This is a genomic window from Bacteroides sp. MSSM.1001136sp1_RTP21357st2_D2_RTP21359_211015, from assembly GCF_040913205.1.
Taxonomy (GTDB): domain Bacteria; phylum Bacteroidota; class Bacteroidia; order Bacteroidales; family Bacteroidaceae; genus Bacteroides; species Bacteroides ovatus.
Genome location: NZ_JBDFVF010000042.1, coordinates 26,379 through 47,642 on the forward strand (window position 1 = coordinate 26,379; position 21,264 = coordinate 47,642).

A 21,264-nucleotide genomic window follows, 5' to 3' on the forward strand; every position below is an offset into this window, starting at 1 on the left:
TGACAACCGACGGTTGTCAATCAATTATTCGTATCTGATGGCTTCTATCGGGTCTAAATCAGCTGCTTTCTTAGCCGGATACCATCCGAAGAAGACGCCCGTAACGGTACATACTGCGAAGGAAAGGAATACACTCCACGGCTGGATATAGATAGGCCAATGCGCTACGCTCTTGACAATCCAGCTAGCCCCGCAACCGATAATCACTCCGATGATACCTCCTGTGATACTAATCATGATGGCCTCGATAAGGAATTGGCTTAGAATATCGACTCCACGTGCACCGACAGACATACGCAGACCGATTTCACGGGTACGTTCCGTAACGGATACATACATGATATTCATAATTCCGATACCACCTACTACCAATGAAATACCTGCGATACAAGCCAGCAGGGTTGTCATCAAATCGGTGGTTGAGTTGAGCATTGTACTCAATTCCTGTTGGGTACGGATAGTAAAATCATCGTCATCCGAAGCTTTCAGTTTATGGTTGCGACGGAGGATCGTACTGATTTCGTCAGTAGCATAATCCGTCATATCTTCGGTAAGGGCGGAGGCAAACACTCCCTGCAAATACGTGACGGCAAGCAGACGTTTCATCACTGTGGTGTATGGTGCAAGCACTACTGCATCCTGGTCTTGTCCCATGGAGTTGTAGCCTTTGGCTTTAAGCACACCTACCACACGAAGCGGTATTTTACTGAAACGAATAATCTTACCTACCGGATCACTTCCGTCCGGAAAAAGATTGTCTACTATAGTCTTTCCAATCACACATACTTTCGCCGAACTCTGTATGTCGGCCTCTGTGAACATCTCTCCGTTTTCAACAGTCAGCTGGCGGATGTCGAGGTATTCTGTTCCGACACCGTTCACGGAAGCTGGGTAGTTGTTGTTTCCGGCAATGAGTTGCCCCGATGATGAAACATTGGGACTGATGGCGGACAGGAAACTTGTCTCATCACGCAAGGCTTCGTAGTCGGCAAGCTTCAAGGTTTGCATAGCAGACGGGTCTTGGCGGACACCTCCACGCATATCGGCTCCCGGATGAATCATAATCATGTTCGATCCCATTTCGGAAATCTGCTGCTGGATGCTTTTCTTCGAACCTTGTCCGATAGCCAGCATCGTGATGACAGAAGCAACACCGATAATGATACCGAGCATGGTGAGAAAAGCACGCAGCTTATTGTTCGCCAATGCCCGGAGAGCTATCTTAAATAAATTAGTTCCATTCATAATGAATAATTTGCTAATTTGTCTATATACTAATGGGGCAATTTCCTGAAGGTATAGTCACCCAACCTGTTTATTGTACAGCAATCGGCACATTAGTATATCGGCACATTGAATAATTATTAATCCTCGTCGTTTTTCGGCAATGCGGCCAGCGCTTCGGCAGCAGACAGAATTTTCGGATTGGTTGTATCTTCTATAACCTGACCGTCACGCAGACGGATATTCCGGCTGCTATATTGCGAAAGTTCGGGATTATGTGTTACAAAGATAATCGTACGTCCCTCTGCATGAAGCTTTTGAAACAGTACAAGTATCTCGAAAGAGGTACGGCTATCGAGGTTTCCGGTCGCTTCGTCGGCAAGAATCACTGCCGGATTGTTGACCAATGCGCGTGCGATGGCAACGCGTTGCATCTGTCCACCGGACATCTGGTTGGATTTATGTTCCAGACGGTCTCCCAATCCTACAGCCTGTAGGGACTCGATGGCGCGGCGACGGCGTTCGGAAGCGCTCACGGCAGAGTTGTACATAAGCGGTAGTTCCACATTTTCTACAGCCGTCGTTTTAGGTAACAAGTTGTAGCTTTGGAACACGAAGCCAATCTTCCGGTTTCTTAGTACTGCACGTTGAGGCTTGCTCATCGTACGTACGGGAATATCGTCGAGCAGATATTCTCCACTGGTCGGGGTGTCCAGGCAGCCTAATATATTAAGCAGCGTGGATTTTCCCGAACCGGAAGTCCCCATGATGGTAACAAACTCTCCTTCATTGATATTGAACGAAACGCCCCGCAATGCGTGGACGGTTTCGTCGCCTACCTGAAAGTTACGTTTGATATTTTGTATTTCAATTACTTTTTTCATCGTAAATAATGTGTTAATGTGCCAATAACGGATTGGCACATTGAATAATTATTTTTTCTTCTTACTTCCCGGAGGGCCAGGCATGAACGGACTTCTTTCTCCGCCACTTTCCTGATTTCCTTCAGCAGCCACATTTTCACCGGGCATTGCTCCTATGGTAGCTTCGGTCACTACTTTTGTTCCTTCGGAAATGCCACTGATAATTTCTGTAGATATACCGTTGCTGATTCCTACTTCTACCGGATGAGCGGTGAATGTGGTTCCTTCACGAGTCCAGAGTTTATGTTCGCCTTCGCAATCTTTTACGATGTCATTATTACCGATTAACGGTTTTTCAGGTGTGAATCGCAGTGCTTTGTTCGGGACAGACAACACATCCTTTTTATCAAGAATATAGATCGTGACATTAGCTGTCAAACGAGGTTTCAGTTTCAAATCAGGGTTGGGAGCAGAGATTACAACTTCATAAGTAACTACTGTAGTGGTGGTGCTTGTACTGCTCGTACTGCTTGCATCTCCCAGACGAATTTGTGTAACTACGCCTTCGAATACATCATTCGGATAAGCATCTACCGTGAAGCTGGCACGCTGGCCTTCTACTACACCGCCTATATCAGCTTCATCCACATCGGCTACTACCTGCATCTGTGTCAGGTCGGCAGCAATGGTGAACAGTGTCGGAGTTTCGAATCCGGAAGCAACGGTTTGTCCTGCTTCCACATCACGGCTGATGACTACTCCGTCAATCGGTGAGGTGATAGTAGCATAAGCCAGGTTACGTTCTGCTTTTGCGAGCGATGCCTTACTGCTATCATAGCTACTTTTCGCTTTCTGATAGTTGTAGAGGGCCTGTTCGAAATCCGTATCACTAATCAGTGACTTTTCGTGTAAGCCTTTGCTACGTTCATAATTCTTCTTCTGATATTCATATTCGGCTTTTGCACCATCGTACGTTGCCTGTTGTGATGCCAGTTCGCTTTGCAATGTGGCACGGTCCATTTCGGCAATCAACTGTCCTTTGGTTACTACCGAGTTGTAATCTACGTAAATCTTGTCGATGATACCGGAAACCTGCGTACCGACTTCTACTTCCGTCACCGGTTCGATGGTTCCGGTAGCAGTTACCGAATTTGAAATATCGCCTTTGCTCACGTTGGCAGTGGCGTAGGTGACTTTGTGCTTGGCCGGTGAACCTGCAAAGAACCAGATTCCTGCACCTGCTACCACAACGACTGCCACAGCGATTAAGATAATCTTTTTCGTTTTCATTCGTTTATTATGCTTTTATTTAGATTGCTAATTGATCTCCCTGATAGAACTTCAGCAACTGCATATTCAGTATAGCCATATATTTGGCTTGAAGCTGTTCCTGCTGTGCTTGTAGCAAGTTGTTCTTTTCAGTAAGAAGTTCTATGGTATTCTTCATTCCCAGATTAAACTGTTCGCTAATTAACTCATAGCTGATTTGTGTACTCTTCAACTTCTCGTTTGCTGCTGCATAACGTTGCTGTGCACTGTTAGCATCCAGCCAGAGTCCTTCGATGGTCTTGTACAGAGTTTTTTGTTCGTCAAGCAAGGATAACATGCTCGTCTCGTATTGCAATTTTGCTTTCTGTACGGCACTTTTAGTTTGACGGTTATTGAAGATCGGCACACTGACAGACAATCCGATCGAATTGTTCCATCCGTTTTTCACTTGCTCTCCGAAAGTGAAGTCACTGCCGCTGGTGTGGTTGGTTCCGATTCCTGCGCTAAGGCTGATTGTGGGCAAATAACTTGATTTGGCAATACCGATACCCAGTTCGGAAGCCTCTACATTAAGTTTGCTAGCTTCAATCTCTGGGCGAAGACTCAATGCACGAATGTACACATCTTTTTTGGTAGGCAACGGAGCCAGTACATTTTCGTCGGACAGGGCAGGGAGGTAGATGTTCATTTCATTCTCCCCATCCAGTTCGAGCAATTGTTTCAGTTGTAATTTGTAATCTTCAAGAGTGGCTTGCGCTGTGACAAGTTGGTATCGGTCTGTGCTCACCTGTGCTTCCAGTTGGGCAAAGTCGCTTTTAGCAATACTTCCGGCGTTCAGAAGTTCCTGTCCGCGGTCACGCTGCGCAATAGAAACTTGCAGGGTACTTTCGTTTACTTTGACAGACTCGGCCGCATAAAGAATCTGGATATACACTTGGGCGATAGATTCCTGAATGTTATTTTCGGAAGTCGCTACGTCCAGTTCGGCTACCTGATTGTTCAACTTTTCCTGCTGGATGGTTTTCAGTCTTTTATTACCATTATATAGAGTCCACGACGCATTCAGTCCATAATTACCATTGTAGCTCGTTTTACTATTGCTACTGATAATTTCGCTGCCGCTTACCCGACTACTCGTCTCCTGATACGGACGATTCACCACCTGCTGGCTGGTAGAGAACGAAAGACTGGGAAACAAGGCAGCCTTAGCTGTCTTTACATCAATCTGCGTGCTGGCCGCAGTGATCCGGTTCTTGCGAATCGTGATGTTCTGCTCTTTTGCGTAGTCGATGCATGACTGCAAATCCCATTGAGCCGGAATTTTCGTTTCTTTCAGCGTATCGACTTGCAGCGGAGAAACTTGGGCAGATATGCCGGACAGCATACCTGCTCCAAGAAATGTCATCACTGTCAATCTTCTTACATTTATCATATTCATACTTCTATTGATTTACTGTTAGCGAAGGTACGTACATATTATATATGCCGCAAAAACGATAGACGGATGACGTAATTTCGCCGTTAAATGTTTTTTTTCTGTCGATAGGCAGGTTTTTGAAGAAAAACACAACAAATCACACAACTTTTTTGACTAGTTGTTTGTTTTAATTATAAAAAATGTATATTTGTACTCATTACAAATTATAACGTCAACATATGAAGAATACACTGCTTACGATCTGGAACTTCTATTTGGAGGGCTTCCGTAGTATGACCTTGGGGCGTACCCTGTGGGTTATCATTCTGCTGAAATTATTCGTTATGTTCTTCATCCTTAAAATGTTCTTTTTCCCTGATTTCCTCCGTGACCATCCTACGGATGACGACAAGGGAACATACGTGGGAAACGAACTGATAGAACGTGCCATCCCCGGTAAATCTACTGATTTTTAACTCTTAAACTACATAGGATTATGATTGAAAGTATTGACACCTCGCTGATCGATTGGTCGAGAGCCCAATTTGCGATGACAGCCATGTACCACTGGATTTTTGTTCCTCTCACACTCGGACTGGCAGTGGTGATGGGAATCATGGAGACGCTGTATTATAAAACAGGCAATGAATTTTGGAAAAAGACTGCCCAGTTTTGGATGAAACTCTTCGGTATAAACTTTGCCATTGGTGTGGCAACCGGTTTGATTCTGGAGTTTGAGTTCGGTACAAACTGGAGCAATTATTCGTGGTTTGTAGGAGACATCTTCGGTGCTCCGTTGGCTATTGAAGGTATTTTGGCATTCTTTATGGAAGCCACATTTATCGCCGTCATGTTCTTTGGGTGGGGCAAAGTAAGTAAACGTTTCCACTTGGCTTCTACCTGGCTCACAGGCTTGGGAGCTACGATTTCCGCCTGGTGGATTCTCGTTGCCAACGCATGGATGCAGCATCCGGTAGGCATGGAATTCAATCCTGATACAGTTCGTAATGAGATGGTAGATTTCTGGGCAGTGGCTACGTCACCTGTAGCGGTCAATAAATTCTTCCATACGGTATTGTCCGGCTGGGTGCTGGGTGCTATTTTTGTAGTCGGCATCAGTTGTTGGTATCTGCTGAAGAAACGTAATCGTGAGTTTGCGCTTGCCAGCATTAAGATTGGGGCGATTTTTGGATTAGTAGCATCGTTGCTTTCTGTTTGGACGGGTGATGGTTCCGGTTATCAGATTGCCCAGACGCAACCGATGAAACTGGCTGCCGTGGAAGGTCTGTATGAAGGCGGCACTAATGTAGGTCTGGTTGGAATAGGAGTGTTGAACCCGGAAAAGAAGACTTACAACGATGGGAAAGATCCTTTCCTCTTCCGTTTTGAAATCCCCAGCATGCTTTCTTTCCTTGCAGAACGTAATGTAGACGGCTACGTTCCTGGTATTACAAATATCATCGAGGGTGGTTATCAACAGAAAGACGGATCGACAGCTCTTTCTGCTGCCGAGAAGATAGAACGTGGAAAAACGGCTATCGGTGCATTGGCTGCCTATCGTGCAGCAAAGAGTGCAGGACATGAGGAAGATGCTCAAATTGCATATAAAGTATTACAGGAAAATATTCCATATTTCGGTTACGGATATATCAAAGATGTGAACCAACTGGTTCCGAATGTTCCTCTGAACTTTTATGCATTCCGTGTAATGGTAATCTTGGGCGGATACTTCATCCTGTTCTTTATTGTCGTTCTCTTCTTTATCTATAAGAAAGATTTAAGCCAGATGCGTTGGATGCACTGGATTGCTCTGCTGACAATTCCTTTGGGATACATCGCCGGACAAGCCGGATGGGTGGTTGCCGAATGTGGGCGTCAACCGTGGGCTATCCGTGATATGCTGCCGACAATGGCTGCCATCTCCAAACTGGATGTAAGCTCTGTACAAACGACTTTCTTTATCTTCCTGCTCCTGTTTACAGTGATGCTGATTGCAGGTGTCGGAATTATGGTAAAGGCTATTAAAAAAGGACCGGAGAATTGATAATTACCTATTACTCATTACTTAATATTTTAGCTATATGTATATATTTTTGCAACAATATTGGTGGCTTGTCGTTTCCTTGTTAGGGGCCATACTCGTGTTCTTATTGTTTGTACAAGGAGGTAATTCTTTGTTGTTCTGCTTGGGTAAAACCGAGGAACATCGTAAGATGATGGTGAATTCTACCGGACGTAAGTGGGAGTTTACGTTTACTACATTGGTTACATTTGGAGGAGCTTTCTTCGCTTCTTTCCCCTTGTTTTACAGTACCAGTTTCGGCGGTGCATATTGGCTTTGGATGATTATACTTTTCAGTTTTGTATTGCAGGCTGTCAGTTATGAGTTTCAGAGTAAAGCCGGAAATCTGTTAGGTAAAAAGACATACCGGACTTTTTTGGTGATTAATGGAGTGGTAGGTCCTGTGTTACTTGGTGGGGCAGTGGCTACTTTCTTTACCGGTTCTGATTTCTATATTAATAAGGCCAATATGACAGATACCATTATGCCGGTAATCAGTCATTGGGGAAATGGCTGGCACGGATTGGATGCACTGACCAACATTTGGAATGTTATTCTTGGATTGGCTGTCTTCTTCCTTGCCCGTGTGTTGGGATCTCTCTATTTCATTAATAATATTGATGATAAAGAGCTGACCGATAAATGTCGTCGTGCAGTACGAAATAATACAGTTTTGTTCCTTGTATTCTTTTTGGCATTTGTCATTCGTACATTGGTATCTGATGGCTTTGCCGTTAATCCGGATACACAGGAAATTTATATGCAGCCATATAAGTATCTCACTAACTTTATCGAAATGCCGGTAGTGTTGGCTTTATTCCTGATTGGTGTGGTACTGGTTCTTTTCGGCATTGGAAAGACATTGCTTAAAAAGACGTTTGATAAAGGAATCTGGTTTACGGGAATCGGTACGGTACTGACTGTTTTATCTTTATTGCTGGTAGCAGGGTACAACAATACCGCTTATTATCCGTCATATACAGACCTGCAAAGCTCATTAACTTTAGCCAATAGCTGTTCCAGCGAATTTACACTAAAGACAATGGCCTATGTCTCTATTCTTGTTCCATTCGTAATTGCATATATTTTCTATGCTTGGCGTAGTATCGATCGTCACAAAATTACCGAGAAAGAAATGGATGAAGGAGGACACTCATATTAATTGTCCACATAGAATTTCGAATTGAGATTCTTGTAGGAACAAATAAACTCCCCTTATTTAATTCTTTATGTCATGGTAGAGAAGTTAAATGAGGGGAGTTTTTATATATAAGCCTTTTCTATCCTTTCGGATATATCGCTTTTTATTTATTGACTATATTCTCCGGTTTTCCGGCAATGTAAGCCTGAAGGTTACTGATTGCAATATTCATCAGACGTTCACGAGCCTCGATGGTTGCCCAGGCAATGTGCGGAGTGATGTAGCAGTTCTTCGCAGTTAGTAATGGATTGTCGGCACAAGGCGGTTCAGTAGAAAGCACGTCTACTCCGGCTGCATAAATCTTGCCATTGTTCAAAGCGTCTGCAAGGTCTCGTTCGTTGATAAGCGGGCCGCGACCGGTGTTGATTAAAATAGCTGTCGGCTTCATCATACCCAAACGGCGTGCATTTACCATTTCGCGTGTCTCCGGAGTAAGCGGGCAGTGCAAACTGATAATATCACATTCGCTGAACAACTGATCTAAATCCATCTTCTTGATTTCCGGTGGCAACTGGAAGTGAGATTTGGAAGTCAATGCATACACTTGCATACCGAAACCGATAGCAACGCGCGCTGTGGTATATCCGGTATTTCCCAGTCCTACCAGACCGATTTTCTTTTCCCGTAGTTCCATCAATGGAGTATCCCAAAAACAGAAATCCTTGTTATTAGCCCAACGACCTTTATGCACTTCTTCAGAGTGGTGTTGCACTTGTTGAGTGATGTTCAGGATATGCGCAAATACCATTTGAGCAACGGAAGCGGTGCTGTATGAAGGAATATTAGTAACGACGATTCCCCGTTCTTTTGCAGCAGCTGTGTCTACCACATTGTATCCGGTAGCCAACACACCGATATATTTCAGTTCGGGCAGTGCAGCCATGTGGTCTGCATTGATGATTACCTTGTTAGTCAGAATTGCTTCTGCACCGGCTGCACGTTCTAATACCTCTTCCGGAGCTGTACGATCATAAATTGTACATTCTCCAAGCACCTTCATACCTTCCCAGGATAAATCTCCGGGATTGGCGGCATAGCCGTCTAAAACTACAATCTTCATTTCAATTTCAATATTATTAATATGTTATAATGTTTCCTACTGCTTTATTGTGCTTTTAGCTTCTCTTACAGAAGGGAGTGACTTATTTTACGAACACTTATTTCTTAAATTTGTCTCCCCACAACTGTATCATTCGCTCGGCATGTTTCTGTTCTGCCGGATTGTTTTGCGGTTGCCATATTCGTTTGTCTTTCAGCTCGTCCGGAAGAAATTGCTGTTTGACAAAGTTACCTTCATAGCTGTGTGCATATTTATATTCCTGTCCGTAGCCCAGTTGCTTCATCAGTTTAGTCGGAGCATTGCGCAGATGTAAGGGGACGGGCAGATTGCCGGTTGAACGGACTAGCTCCAGTGCATCGTTAATCGCACTGTATGCCGAATTACTTTTTGGACTGGTAGCCAGATAAATCGTTGTTTCAGCCAAAGGAATCCGTCCTTCGGGCCAACCGATTTTCATCAATGTATCAAAGCACGCATTAGCGAGAAGCAATGCATTCGGGTTTGCCAGACCAATATCCTCGGCAGCCGAGATCACCAGTCGGCGGGCAATGAAAGCCGGATCTTCGCCTCCTTCCACCATACGGGCAAGCCAGTAGATCGCTCCGTCAGGATCGCTACCGCGGATAGACTTGATGAAAGCCGAGATAATGTCATAATGCATCTCTCCATCCTTGTCATAAGCCAGTGGATTCTGTTGCAAGCGTTCGGTCACCATTTCATCGGTGATGACAACTGTTTCCTCCGTCTCCGATTGCACAACAAGTTCCAATATATTAAGCAGCTTGCGGGCATCTCCACCGGAGAAGCGCAACATAGCTGTTGTTTCTTTCAATTCAATTTTTCGTTCCTTCAGTATGGCATCTGTGGTGATGGCACGTTGCAGAAGTTCCAGCAAATCTTCTTTTTCCAAAGATTTGAGTACATAAAGCTGGCAACGGGATAGGAGAGGGCGGATGACCTCAAACGACGGATTCTCCGTTGTTGCGCCAATCAGCGTGACTGTTCCGTTCTCTACCGCTCCCAACAGAGAGTCCTGCTGCGACTTGCTGAACCGATGGATTTCATCGATAAACAAAATCGGGCTGGACTGCGAAAAGAAACGGTTGCTCTTGGCACGGTCTATCACTTCGCGCACATCCTTCACACCCGAAGTTACAGCGCTCAAAGTATAGAAAGGCGTTTCCAGTTTGTTGGCAATGATCTGTGCAAGAGTTGTTTTACCTACTCCGGGAGGTCCCCAGAGAATAAAAGAAGAGATGCGTCCTGCGTCAATCATCTTCCGCAAGATGGCTCCCGGTCCAACTAAGTGTTTCTGACCGATATATTCATCCAAAGTTTTTGGCCGTAACCGTTCTGCTAAAGGTTGCATAATTTTTTAGAATACCATTAATACCATGAAACGAATACCGTTTTTGTTGATACCCGGATTATCACGATAAGTGAAACGATGTACATATTCAACATGCAGCAACTTGAAAATGTTGTAGATACCTACACTTCCTTCAATATAAGGCACTTTCGGGTCCATCACGAAACTGGTGAACTTACCGTCGCGTGTCGGGAAACGGAACAAATCGGGATTGTTGCTCTTAAACGGATTATTCTTATCCGTCAATGTTCCCCACAAAGCACGTACGCGGAACATTTCCCTCCATTTCAAGTTCTTGATAAGAGGAATACGGTTGAATAGTTTTCCATTCATATCATAAGATAATGACATGGAAGCGTAACGGTCGTTCAGGAATTCCATGTTATTAATCAAGTTGAACGTTTCGCGCTGGGTGATGTAGGACAAGTTAGCTTCCGGCAAGATCAACAACGGGAAAGGAACCGTGTTCCATTCTGCGCCTGCTTTCACGCTACAATCAATCTTTCCCCAGGAAGCGGGGAGCCAGAAACGTTTCCATACACTTGCTTCCGTACGGTTAAAACTATAATCTCCACCTAGTACTCCTTTGAAACCCATGGCATGAGTCAGGGTAAAGATAGGAGCATCCAGCGATACAGGTACGCGGCGTTGTTTGGAGTTGACAAATGATTCGCCCGGAGCATAACGTAGTGTCAGACTTGCTTCCGAAGTCGTGACATCATGCACACGGGTTTGCGCGGCATCATTGCGCAGATATTCCAGTTTGCCGGTAGGCTCGTCGTTACGATGGCGCAGCATGGCTTTCACTCCGAATCCTGTCAGCGTTTCAAGTTCATAATTAATGGTGGCATCGCGCATATACGACATCTGGTCTACTGTCGTTGTTTTTACCGACAGGAAGATATTGTCTTTATCTGTGAACAGGAATTTATCCATCGGAGACATTACGTCATAACTGTACGAAGCCGAAAGATAATGTTTCGGGAATTCCCAGACAACATAATCGCGTTTATTGAACGAATAAGTCACCGTACCGCTATATTTCCAGCGTTCGTCTTTCAGACCGTAAGCTCCGTATCCGTTCAAGAACCAGTGTTTATGGAAATGAGCTGTTGTCATGCCGCTTAACCGGAAACGGGTACCATCAATGTAGTTGCTCGAAATCATGGTGTTGATAGGACCGATATCCACTTTGCTCGGATGGCCTTTGCTTCCTGTTTCCACAAAGTTTTCGATCAGCGCTTTCGCTCCGAAGATGATGTATTTGAATCCCGGTATCTGTTCGAGGCGGTTAACGAATACATCCATCGAACTTTCTTTCTTCGTCAGCGGTACTTGACGAACACTCGCCCAATACTCATCGCTTTTCGAAAGCATATCCGCTTCTTTTATCACGCTGCCTTTCAATCGGAACAGTCGTTGTTCGATAGGATCGAATTTATAATTACTATATTTCGTAGTTCGTTCCACCTGCAATCCGCCTGCTGTTTTGTTGGAATTCCAGGACAGGTCTACGGTCATGTCATCATCCGCCAATACCCAGTTTCCGTTAGGGAGTTGCTCGTATTGTTGCACGATGTCCATACGGTTGACGAAGTTTACTCCGGTCTTTTTAGGCAGGTTCATCGTACATTTCTGAACGGCATAAGTAGAATCGTTCAATACATACAGATGTCCAGTGAATCCGAAGTCCTGCGAGTTTTGCGGAACAAAAGTAAGGTGGACACATTCGCGCTTGTTTACCATCAATGTGTCCATCAGATAATATTTATAAAATGAGATGGCATTGTTACCGATCGGACTGACGAAACGCTGCTGGAGCAATCGGATATCGTCGTCGTAGATATTGATGTCGGCAAATACGTCTTTCAATACAGTGCCGAGCATATCTCCCGTAGAGAAAAATTCTTCTATACCATTGGAATTCTTTCCTTTGATAATCGTTTTCTTGTTTTCGGGATTTTTGCGGTAGATGGTTTGCGAGGACGTTTCCTGTACGGAAATAGGGAGAATCAACTTATTGGTTGTTTCCGACACTTCCACCTGATCTCTTAAGAATGAATATTTCTTGTAGATACCTTTTTCGAGCTTTTCCGGTGTGAGGTCGTTGATGGACATTTTCATCTTCTCGTACTTGTCGTACTGATAGTACTCGTTCACTTCGAGTACTTGCGCTTTTTTGTGTTCGATTACCTTCTTCATGAACTCCACTGCCGGATTGTTCTTGCGGGAATATTTCTCCTTTTGAGGCTTCACGATCACTTCGTTCAGGAGCACATTGTCCGGAGCTAACTTAACGTTCACTGTCTGATTGTTGGAACCGACTCGAACCGTTTTACTGATATAACCTACAGCGGAGAACACCAGTGTCCCTCCGTTTCTGCGGGCTTCAAGACTGTATTCTCCGTCAATATTGGTGATAGTACCCATATCTCTCTTTTCTTGGTAGTAAACAGAGATATACATCAATGGCTCGTGGGTAACCGAATCAGTGACTACCCCTTTAATTTGCTGCGCAAAAGCATTGGAAGCTACCAATACGAGTAAGAACAGTATAAGTATTTTGTTATATCGTTGTATCATAACGTTTGTAGTAGGGCTGCAAAGTTAACAAATAACTCTAAGGATAACAGAATATATAACTTTTTTTACCCATCGTTTTTGGTTGTTTACAAGCATATATCGCCCGGTAATCCAAGGAATATTCCTTTGTTAATCCTTTTGATAAGGCTGTTTCAGCACTTTGTTTTCCCGGTCCCGATATTTGAAACCTTTGCTCTCGTTGTAGGGCACTTTTTGTTTCGACACTTGACACTTTTTGTTTCCCGGCATGAAACTGTTGGTTTCTCGGTGTGAAACACTTTGTTTCCCGGTGTGAAACTATTAGTTTCAAGGCGTGAAACTAACAGTCCCATGCCGGGAAACGGAATGGAACATGCCGGGTAAATGTTATTTGCTCGTAAGTATCTGTACAATACGCTCTGCGGTACGTCCGTCCCAACGTTCGGGAAGTTCGCCACGTTTCCATTCACCATGCATCAGTGTATCCATGGTTTTGGCAAGCAGGGCAGGATCTTCTCCGACAAGTTCGTTGGTTCCCATGCGCCACGTTTCCGGATGTTCGGCATACGTGTTGAGTGTGATACAAGGAATACCCAGGAAGGTCGCTTCTTCGGCTACGTTTCCTGAATCTGTTATGATTCCTTTTGCCTTGTTTATCAGATAACCGAAGAACAGGTAATTCTGCGGAGGCATTATGTGGAGGTTCGGAGCTTCGATGCCTAATTCTTTGATGGCATTTCGTACGTATGTGTGCAGCGGTGCTACGATAGGCATACCGGCAGATTTTTCAATGATTGTTTTCAGCAACTGACGCAGATTCTCTTTGTTGTTTAGCAATACGCGACGGTTGAGGGTGAGCAAAAGATAATTTCCTTCTTGCAGTCCCAAGACAGAGAACCATATCGGTTTGAGCAAGCGGTTCCGGTTGTAGCGGATGGCATCAATCAGAATGTTGCCTACATAATATACGTTTTCACTTTCCGTTCCTGTCTGGTTCAGGTTGCGGTTGGCAACCATGCCGGCAGTAAACAGATAGTCGGATAGTCCGTCTGTAATCATGCGGTTGACTTCTTTTGGCATTTTCATATCGAAAGAACGGGTTCCGGCTACGAGATGTGCTACCTTGATACCTTGTTTCTTGGCAACGATGGCACAACTCATGGTTGCGGTCAGGTCGTCTACCACAAGGACTACGTGTGCCGGATTCTCCGTCAGCTCCTGTTCGAAGGCTACCATGATTCCGGCTGTCAAACTCGTTGGATTACTGCTTTCCACTCCCAGATACACATCGGGAGCTTTCATATCGAGATCCGAAAAGAGAGAAGCATCCAGACTTGTATCGTCTTTCCTTCCTGTATATACCAGTCGGTAAGAGATACTTTTACCCAGCGCCCGTGCGGCTTCAATAGCGCGTGTAATGGGAGCTATCTTCATAAAATTGGGGCGTGCCCCCGCAACAATTGTTATTTTCATATTGTTTCTATCTTATTCGGTTTAATTCGTGAAGCAAAAGTACATTTTCTTACGGAATTTATTCGTTACTTTGCATACAAAATAACAAATATATGCCCACATTCGTTCAAATTCTTGATTTTATAGGCACATTTGCCTTTGCTATAAGTGGCATCCGGCTAGCTTCGGCGAAACGTTTCGACTGGTTCGGCGCTTATGTGGTAGGACTTGCTACGGCTATCGGCGGCGGTACCATCCGTGATGTACTGCTCGACGTGACACCGGGATGGATGACTGACCCTATCTATCTGATTTGTACTGGGCTGGCTTTGTTGTGGGTAATCTGTTTCGGACGCTGGCTCATCCGGCTCAATAATACTTTCTTCATTTTCGATACCATTGGCCTGGCACTGTTTACCGTGGTAGGTGTAGGCAAGAGTATTGCTTTGGGTTATCCTTTCTGGGTGGCGATTATCATGGGTAGCATTACGGGAGCGGCCGGTGGAGTGATTCGTGACGTATTTATCAATGAAATACCTCTTATCTTCCGAAAAGAAATTTATGCAATGGCCTGCGTTGTAGGCGGTATTGCATACTGGCTGTGCGACGTTGCAGGTCTGGAATCATACGCCTGTCAGTTGATTGGCGGACTGGCGGTATTCCTGACCCGCATCTTAGCTGTCAAATATCACATTTGCCTACCTATATTAAAAGGTAGTGAAGAGCCAGAAGAATAAGGATGGCATTATTTTTCCTCCTTTATATCCAGTTCTCCTTGAAAACTAATGGACTGACGGTTTTGCATATTGACATCGATACTTGCCGAACCATTGGGAAATACTTTGGCTCTGAATTCATATCTGTCTTCAGGATTACGTGCGACGAACTTGATAACGGCATTCCCTTTTTTATCCATTTCCACATTATATTCTTTGAGGATGGTTTTGAAGTTAAGTCCGTCACCTCCGCCATACGGAATGCTATAAGCCCGTCCATAATAAGGCAAGTAAGAAATAACCGAATCATTTCTGATTGTCAGTGAGTAGGAAGATGTCAAAGGGATGGAGCGTCCGCGCATCGGCATGGCAGTGTTGACATCTATCTTGTAATTTTCAGATTCAATTAGTTTCATTACTGCTTCTTTCTTCTGTTCCTTCTTTTCCTTTTTACTTTGTTGAGCCGAAAGGGTAGGGATGCCCACTAGCAAGGCTAGTAACAGCATAAAGATTTGCTTCTTCGTTCTCATATCAGTTTGCATTTAGGTTGATGTATATATGTATAACAATCAAATATACTAAAAAGACAGGGATACTTCTGTTTCTTTTAATGAAAATTAAACAGAACCCCCTGTTATTTATGAGTTTAGCCCAATTTAGAACTGTTCCAGTATTTCGATTCGTTTTTCGATGGGAGGATGAGTGGCAAACAATCCGCTAAGTCCGCTGAATATACTTTTAGATGCCTTTTGGGGGTTCTGAATAAATAATTGTGCCACGTCTTTCCTTTCTACTGCTTCGATAGCGGGATCTGCTGATATTTTGCGGAGAGCGTTGGCCAGTGCCAACGGATTCTTCGTCATTTCTGCCGAACCTGCATCTGCCATATATTCGCGTTTGCGTGAGATGGCAAAACGCATCAGGCTTGCAAAAAGATAACCGATGGCGGCTATCACTAAAGCAATAAGAATAAAAAGAACCACACCGCCGCTACCTTTACTATTACTACGCACGCGTATGTGTGTAATGGCATAAAACGTGATTTCTGTCAGCATGGAGAAGATACCGACAAAGACAATGGAAATAATCAGCAGGCGTACATCGCGGTTGCGGATGTGACTTAGCTCGTGCGCGATGACTGCTTCCAGTTCCTCATCATTTAGTTTCCGGATGATGCCCTCCGAGAGAGTAACGGTGTATGTGCGTTCGTTGATACCGCTGGCAAATGCATTCAGGGAACTGTCATAGATGATATTGATTTTCGGCATTTTCATGCCTTGAGACATACAGAGGTTTTCCACTAGATTATAAACTCGTTTATTCTCCTGACGGTTCAGCGGCTTGGAGCCGGTGGCGGAATTGATAATGCTTGTGTTAGCCCAATAGGCAATCAGAAACCAGATTAATACAATCCCCATGGTATATGGTAACGAAGAGAAGAAGAAATGATTGACTATTGGCATCATTTCGACTTCCATATCCTCTTTATATCCCATAAAAGTCAGCAGGTAGCAGGCCAAATAGAGGAGTGCTGCCACGAGACAGGGAAACAGGAATAGTAGAAACGCAGAGCGCAGATTATTCCGGCTCTGCTGTGTTTGGATTCCGACGTATTGCATGCGTGTTCGACTTTTGTAATTGGATGGACGGTGTATATAAAGGTTTTAGAAACTAATTTTGGGTGCCTGCTCCAAATTCGCACGTTCGTTTTTCCCCAAGTCGAACATTATCTCTCTTTGGAATCCGGTCATTCCTGCTACGATATTCGACGGGAATGTCTGCACGGCGTTATTGTATTCTTTAGTGGCCGAGTTGAAGTAGCGGCGAACAGCAGCCAGTTTATTCTCTACGTCAGAAATTTCTTCCTGTAATTGCAGGAAATTCTGATTAGCTTTCAGATCGGGATAAGCCTCGAGAGTAATCTTCAATCCAGCAAGAGCAGAGCTTAACTGGTTTTCGGCAGCTATCTTATCATCAATCGTTTTTGCGCCGATTGCACCGTTACGTGCCTGAATCACCCGGTCGAGCGTTTCCTTTTCGTGTGCGGCATATCCTTTCACGGTGTCTACCAGTTGGGGAATGAGATCATGGCGTTGTTTCAACTGTACATCGATGTCGGCAAACGCGTTTTCACGATTGTTTCTCAATTTCACTAATGAGTTGTACATGGAAGCAAAAATGATGCCCAGCAATACAATAATCCCTACAATAATAAGTATGGTCATAGCTTTTTGTTTTATTTAATAATATAAAATCAAAAGTAATCTATTTGGTTCTTTTAACCAAGTAGTAGGGGGTAAATTTCGCAAATACCACCTAAAAACTATCAGAAAGCACCTAAAATCTGTCATTTGATAGAATTAACCCCCAAGAAATGACAAATTTTCCCCTGCTTGATAAGCAAAATACCTTTAAACTTGCAAACATCGAGAAAAACGAAATATTAACCATAAAACCATTAAAGTATGAAAAGTTTAAGTTTCAGAAAAGATTTAATTGGAGTACAGGAAGAGTTGCTTCGTTTTGCTTATAAATTAACGGCCAACCGTGAAGAAGCAAATGATTTATTGCAGGAAACATCTTTAAAAGCATTAGACAATGAGGAGAAATATGTTCCGGACACAAATTTCAAAGGATGGATGTACACTATCATGCGCAACATCTTTATAAATAACTACCGTAAAATAGTACGCGATCAGACCTTTGTTGATACCACCGATAATTATTATCACTTAAATCTGCCACAAGATTCAGGATTTGAAAGTACCGAAGGTGCTTACGACCTGAAAGAGATGCATCGCATCGTCAACGCACTCCCCCGGGAGTATAAGATTCCTTTCTCCATGCACGTATCAGGTTTCAAATACCGTGAGATTGCAGAGAAATTAGGATTGCCATTAGGTACAGTGAAGAGCCGCATATTCTTCACACGTCAACGTTTACAACAAGAGTTGAAAGATTTTGTATAAATGAGGATAACGCATACAAACAAGCTTATAAGCAAAAGGAGCAAGGGGATAGATCCTCGTTGCTCCTTTCTTTTTATTTATGATTCAATTATCACTTGCCTTTCTTGTTTTTGCTTTTTTTCTTTTCTACGGCTTTTTCTTCAGATGGAAATTTAGGAACCAGATTCATCAGCCGTAATATCTGATTTTGTCGTTTTAATATGTATGACGAAGGTTTCGCCGAGTTAAACCGTATCGGATTGGGCAGAGTAGCGGCGATAAGTGCGCATTGTCCCCGGGTCAACTGGGCAGCTGTTGTTCCGAATTTGACCTTTGCGGTAGCTTGCGCGCCGTAGATGCCATTTCCCATTTCTATAGAGTTGAGATAGACTTCCATGATTCGTTCTTTCGACCAGAACAGTTCGATGAGAAACGTAAAGTAGACTTCGAGTCCCTTGCGTACCCACGAAGATTGCGGCCATAAGAACACATTCTTGGCTGTCTGCTGACTAATGGTACTTGCTCCGCGTTTCCGTTTGCGTGTTTCGTTCTCTTTCATCGCTTTCTTGATTTCTACAAGATCGAATCCGTTGTGTTCGGCAAAACGGTTGTCTTCGGAGGCTATGACCGCCATCGGCAGGTTGGGAGATATCTTATCAAAAGAAACCCACGTGTGCTTCCACGTGGGTTTATCTCCTGAAAAAATCTGCTGAACGCTTCGGATAACCATCAACGGAGTGACATAAACCGGCATAAACCGATACACAATCACTGCCAACAGAGTGGATGCAAAGAAGAAAATCAGCAGGTTGCGCGTATAGCGCAGAATTTTTTTAATTAGCAGCTGCTTGTGCATCTTTAATCATTTGTTCACTTGCGTACATGTATACTTCTACACGACGGTTTTGTTCGCGACCGGCAGCAGTGTCATTGCTTGCAACGGGATCGCTTTCACCCATTCCCTGTACACCTTTGATCTGATTGGTGGAAACACCACAACTCAACAAATAACTAGACACGCTCTGTGCACGTTCTTGTGACAAGTTCAGATTTTTCTGCTGGCTTTGTGCGGCAGTGCTGTTTTTCCAGCCCTGGTTGTCAGTGTATCCGTAGATAGACACGTCCATATCCCGGTTCTGATTGAGCACATTGTTGGCAAACTTGCTTAAAGCAGATTTAGCAGCAGCACTTAGATTTGCATTACCGGTAGTGAAAAGAATACCCGAGTCGAATGTTACTTTCACGGCTTGCAATCCGTTGTTGTCTGTTATCTGTTCTACTTGTGCGCCTTCAATTTGTTTTGCTTCTGCTGCTGCTTTGTCCATCTTCTTACCGATAAGAGCACCCGTACCTGCACCTACTGCCGTACCGATAGCAGCACCAATAGCGGCACCTTTACCTTTACCGATAACACCTCCCAGGATTGCACCCAGTGCAGCACCCGAACCACCACCGATAGCAGCACCTTTACCAGTGTTGTTCATACTTCCACAGCTACCAAATATCATGGCAATACTCATGAAGAGAACCATAAATTTCATCTTGTTCATAATGTTGATGTTTTTTTTAATTGGTTTATAAATAATGTTTTTATACGAATCGCTTCGTATTATAAATAACAATGCAAAGATACATATTATTTGGCAAGCATGTACTTTTTAAGTTAAAATAACTCGGATGAATCCCTTTGTTTGTTAATAAAGGAAAACGAACATTATCCTTTTATCGTTGAAGGAATACTTAAGCACTTCTTTTTGATAATAATGAACCAACTCAAAAGAATTAAACCTTTGGCAACGGTGGTGACGCAGACTGCCCACCAGATTCCTTCCACTCCCATACCCATCCGTACAAACAGGATAGCAAGCGGAATACGCATATAGTTGCAACTGATGCTGATAATGGCAGGGGGTATTGTGCGGCCGATGCCGTAGAAAACTCCCTGCATGGTGATTTCGAGCATCATAAAGAGCTGGGAATATCCGTCGATACGAAGGAATACACCTCCGGCTTCATAAGCAGCCTGTTCGGGCACGAATATGGCGAAAACTTCGTTTCCGAAGAAAACGAATAGCAAGGTACAGAGTGTGCCAAAGATTCCCGTCATCCATAGGGTAGTGTACCAGGATTTAAGTACCCGTTCGATTCGTCCGGCAGCATAGTTTTGGGCGATGAAGGCACTTAGTGCGGTGGAGAATCCCTGTGAGGTGTTCCAAGTAATTGCTTCGATTTGTCCCCCGGTGGTGAACGTCATTAAGCCGATGTGCCCTCCCTGTTCGGAAGCGGTGCGGCAGAGGAACATGTTGACGAAGGCAAACAATGTATTTAAAGTCGCTACGGGTAATCCCAGTTTAAGGATTCTCCGCGTGTACTTTTTCTTTAGCCGGGTGAAGAAAGGGAAACCGCCCAGCAGCGCATCCCTGCAACGCAACTGATAGACGAAAATCAGGAAAACACTTGCTTCTGCAATCCAGGTGGCGTACGCCGCACCGTTTGTTCCCAGTCCGAAACCGAATATAAAGAGTGGGTCCAGAACGATATTCAATATCAACCCTGTGCCACTGATAAAGAACGGGACTTTGCTGCGTCCTGCTGCATTATAAATTCCGGTGAAGGCAGCGGAAAGGAAAACGAAAGGTAATCCGGTAGAAACAATCCGCAGATATTGAATGGCATTGGCTGTGATATGTTCCTCAAGTTCATAAATACGTATGATAGGTTCTGCAAATATAAAAAGGAGTCCGCCCCAGCAAATGGAAATAATCAAAGCAATCGTAATATTATGAGACGCGAAGCTGCGGGCATCTTCCTGGCTTTGCGCACCGATGGATTGTCCGACACTCACTTCAGATCCTACCTTATTTAATAAGGAGATAGAACCGGACATCCACGTCAGGATTCCGACAGAACCGATAGCGGCTACGGCTTCACTTCCCAACCGTCCTACCCATGCCATGTCTGTGAGACTATATGCCATTTGAATAAACGACGTTGCCATGATCGGCATTGCCAGATTAAACAGTTGACGATTGATAGGACCTTGTGTCAGATTCTTTATTCCTTGCATATAATTTTTCTAATCGAAATGGGGTGCAAAGATACGTAAAATTACTATCTTCGC

Annotated in this window: 19 protein-coding genes; 5 read left to right on the forward strand and 14 right to left on the reverse strand. The window is 44.1% G+C overall.

The features are described from left to right. Positions 1–24: 24 nt before the first annotated feature. The 4 genes from AB5217_RS21575 to AB5217_RS21590 all read right to left on the reverse strand — a co-directional run bounded on the left by AB5217_RS21575 (position 25) and on the right by AB5217_RS21590 (position 4,794). Positions 25–1,245 (reverse strand): ABC transporter permease, encoded by a 1,221-nt coding sequence (locus tag AB5217_RS21575; protein WP_004300329.1) that lies wholly within the window; start codon positions 1,243–1,245, stop codon positions 25–27. A gap of 119 nt (positions 1,246–1,364) precedes the next feature. Further along, complete coding sequence (locus AB5217_RS21580) at positions 1,365–2,108, reverse strand: ABC transporter ATP-binding protein (RefSeq protein WP_004300330.1); 744 nt, start codon at positions 2,106–2,108, stop codon at positions 1,365–1,367. Between the two features lie 48 nt (positions 2,109–2,156). After that, positions 2,157–3,377: an efflux RND transporter periplasmic adaptor subunit gene (locus tag AB5217_RS21585; protein WP_004300331.1), complete on the reverse strand. Its 1,221-nt coding sequence runs from the start codon at positions 3,375–3,377 to the stop codon at positions 2,157–2,159. A 19-nt stretch (positions 3,378–3,396) separates the two neighbouring features. Then, the gene (locus AB5217_RS21590) at positions 3,397–4,794 is read right to left on the reverse strand and encodes a TolC family protein (protein ID WP_004326925.1); all 1,398 of its coding nucleotides are present in this window, start codon (positions 4,792–4,794) and stop codon (positions 3,397–3,399) included. Between the two features lie 218 nt (positions 4,795–5,012). On the opposite strand from AB5217_RS21590, the gene AB5217_RS21595 reads away from it, so the two are divergent. The 3 genes from AB5217_RS21595 to cydB are packed head-to-tail and all read left to right on the forward strand — an operon-like array spanning position 5,013 to position 7,997. After that, a complete protein-coding gene (locus AB5217_RS21595; protein ID WP_004300334.1) occupies positions 5,013–5,249 on the forward strand; it encodes a DUF4492 domain-containing protein in 237 nt (78 codons plus the stop codon). A gap of 20 nt (positions 5,250–5,269) precedes the next feature. Beyond that, positions 5,270–6,817: a cytochrome ubiquinol oxidase subunit I gene (locus AB5217_RS21600; protein WP_004311577.1), complete on the forward strand. Its 1,548-nt coding sequence runs from the start codon at positions 5,270–5,272 to the stop codon at positions 6,815–6,817. A 37-nt stretch (positions 6,818–6,854) separates the two neighbouring features. Next, a complete protein-coding gene (cydB, locus tag AB5217_RS21605; protein ID WP_004300336.1) occupies positions 6,855–7,997 on the forward strand; it encodes a cytochrome d ubiquinol oxidase subunit II in 1,143 nt (380 codons plus the stop codon). A gap of 142 nt (positions 7,998–8,139) precedes the next feature. Here cydB and AB5217_RS21610 read toward each other — a convergent pair whose 3' ends face one another. The 4 genes from AB5217_RS21610 to wecB all read right to left on the reverse strand — a co-directional run bounded on the left by AB5217_RS21610 (position 8,140) and on the right by wecB (position 14,500). Beyond that, a complete protein-coding gene (locus tag AB5217_RS21610; RefSeq protein ID WP_004326927.1) occupies positions 8,140–9,096 on the reverse strand; it encodes a D-2-hydroxyacid dehydrogenase in 957 nt (318 codons plus the stop codon). Positions 9,097–9,193: 97 nt separating this feature from the next. After that, positions 9,194–10,465, reverse strand: coding sequence for a replication-associated recombination protein A (locus tag AB5217_RS21615; RefSeq protein WP_004306362.1), 1,272 nt, complete (start codon positions 10,463–10,465; stop codon positions 9,194–9,196). A gap of 6 nt (positions 10,466–10,471) precedes the next feature. Continuing rightward, positions 10,472–13,048 carry a DUF5686 and carboxypeptidase-like regulatory domain-containing protein gene (locus AB5217_RS21620; RefSeq protein WP_004306361.1) on the reverse strand — a complete coding sequence of 859 codons (2,577 nt, stop codon included), beginning with the start codon at positions 13,046–13,048 and terminating at the stop codon, positions 10,472–10,474. 366 nt (positions 13,049–13,414) lie between these two features. Next, a complete protein-coding gene (gene wecB / locus AB5217_RS21625) occupies positions 13,415–14,500 on the reverse strand; it encodes a non-hydrolyzing UDP-N-acetylglucosamine 2-epimerase (protein WP_004318618.1) in 1,086 nt (361 codons plus the stop codon). A gap of 92 nt (positions 14,501–14,592) precedes the next feature. Here wecB and AB5217_RS21630 point away from each other — a divergent pair, with 92 nt between their 5' ends. Further along, entirely contained in the window at positions 14,593–15,216 is a 624-nt protein-coding gene (locus tag AB5217_RS21630; protein WP_004300342.1) for a trimeric intracellular cation channel family protein, read from the forward strand. A gap of 8 nt (positions 15,217–15,224) precedes the next feature. Here the strand turns inward: AB5217_RS21630 and AB5217_RS21635 are convergent, their stop codons facing one another. From AB5217_RS21635 to AB5217_RS21645, 3 genes are all read right to left on the reverse strand, one after another. Further along, on the reverse strand, positions 15,225–15,725 hold the full coding sequence (locus AB5217_RS21635; protein ID WP_032846475.1) for a DUF4251 domain-containing protein: 501 nt from the start codon (positions 15,723–15,725) through the stop codon (positions 15,225–15,227). 126 nt (positions 15,726–15,851) lie between these two features. After that, complete coding sequence (locus AB5217_RS21640; RefSeq protein ID WP_004318617.1) at positions 15,852–16,814, reverse strand: M48 family metallopeptidase; 963 nt, start codon at positions 16,812–16,814, stop codon at positions 15,852–15,854. Positions 16,815–16,859: 45 nt separating this feature from the next. Beyond that, positions 16,860–17,420: a LemA family protein gene (locus AB5217_RS21645; RefSeq protein WP_032846476.1), complete on the reverse strand. Its 561-nt coding sequence runs from the start codon at positions 17,418–17,420 to the stop codon at positions 16,860–16,862. A 240-nt stretch (positions 17,421–17,660) separates the two neighbouring features. Here AB5217_RS21645 and AB5217_RS21650 point away from each other — a divergent pair, with 240 nt between their 5' ends. Beyond that, positions 17,661–18,164: an RNA polymerase sigma factor gene (locus tag AB5217_RS21650; protein ID WP_004300346.1), complete on the forward strand. Its 504-nt coding sequence runs from the start codon at positions 17,661–17,663 to the stop codon at positions 18,162–18,164. Between the two features lie 91 nt (positions 18,165–18,255). On the opposite strand, the gene mtgA is transcribed toward AB5217_RS21650, so the two are convergent. The 3 genes from mtgA to AB5217_RS21665 all read right to left on the reverse strand — a co-directional run bounded on the left by mtgA (position 18,256) and on the right by AB5217_RS21665 (position 21,210). Continuing rightward, positions 18,256–18,999: a monofunctional biosynthetic peptidoglycan transglycosylase gene (mtgA, locus tag AB5217_RS21655; protein ID WP_004306355.1), complete on the reverse strand. Its 744-nt coding sequence runs from the start codon at positions 18,997–18,999 to the stop codon at positions 18,256–18,258. Beyond that, on the reverse strand, positions 18,977–19,693 hold the full coding sequence (locus tag AB5217_RS21660; RefSeq protein ID WP_004300348.1) for an OmpA family protein: 717 nt from the start codon (positions 19,691–19,693) through the stop codon (positions 18,977–18,979). The genes mtgA and AB5217_RS21660 overlap by 23 nt, the downstream gene beginning before the upstream one ends. A 164-nt stretch (positions 19,694–19,857) precedes the next feature. Continuing rightward, on the reverse strand, positions 19,858–21,210 hold the full coding sequence (locus AB5217_RS21665; protein ID WP_004300349.1) for an MATE family efflux transporter: 1,353 nt from the start codon (positions 21,208–21,210) through the stop codon (positions 19,858–19,860). Between the last annotated feature and the right edge of the window lie 54 nt (positions 21,211–21,264).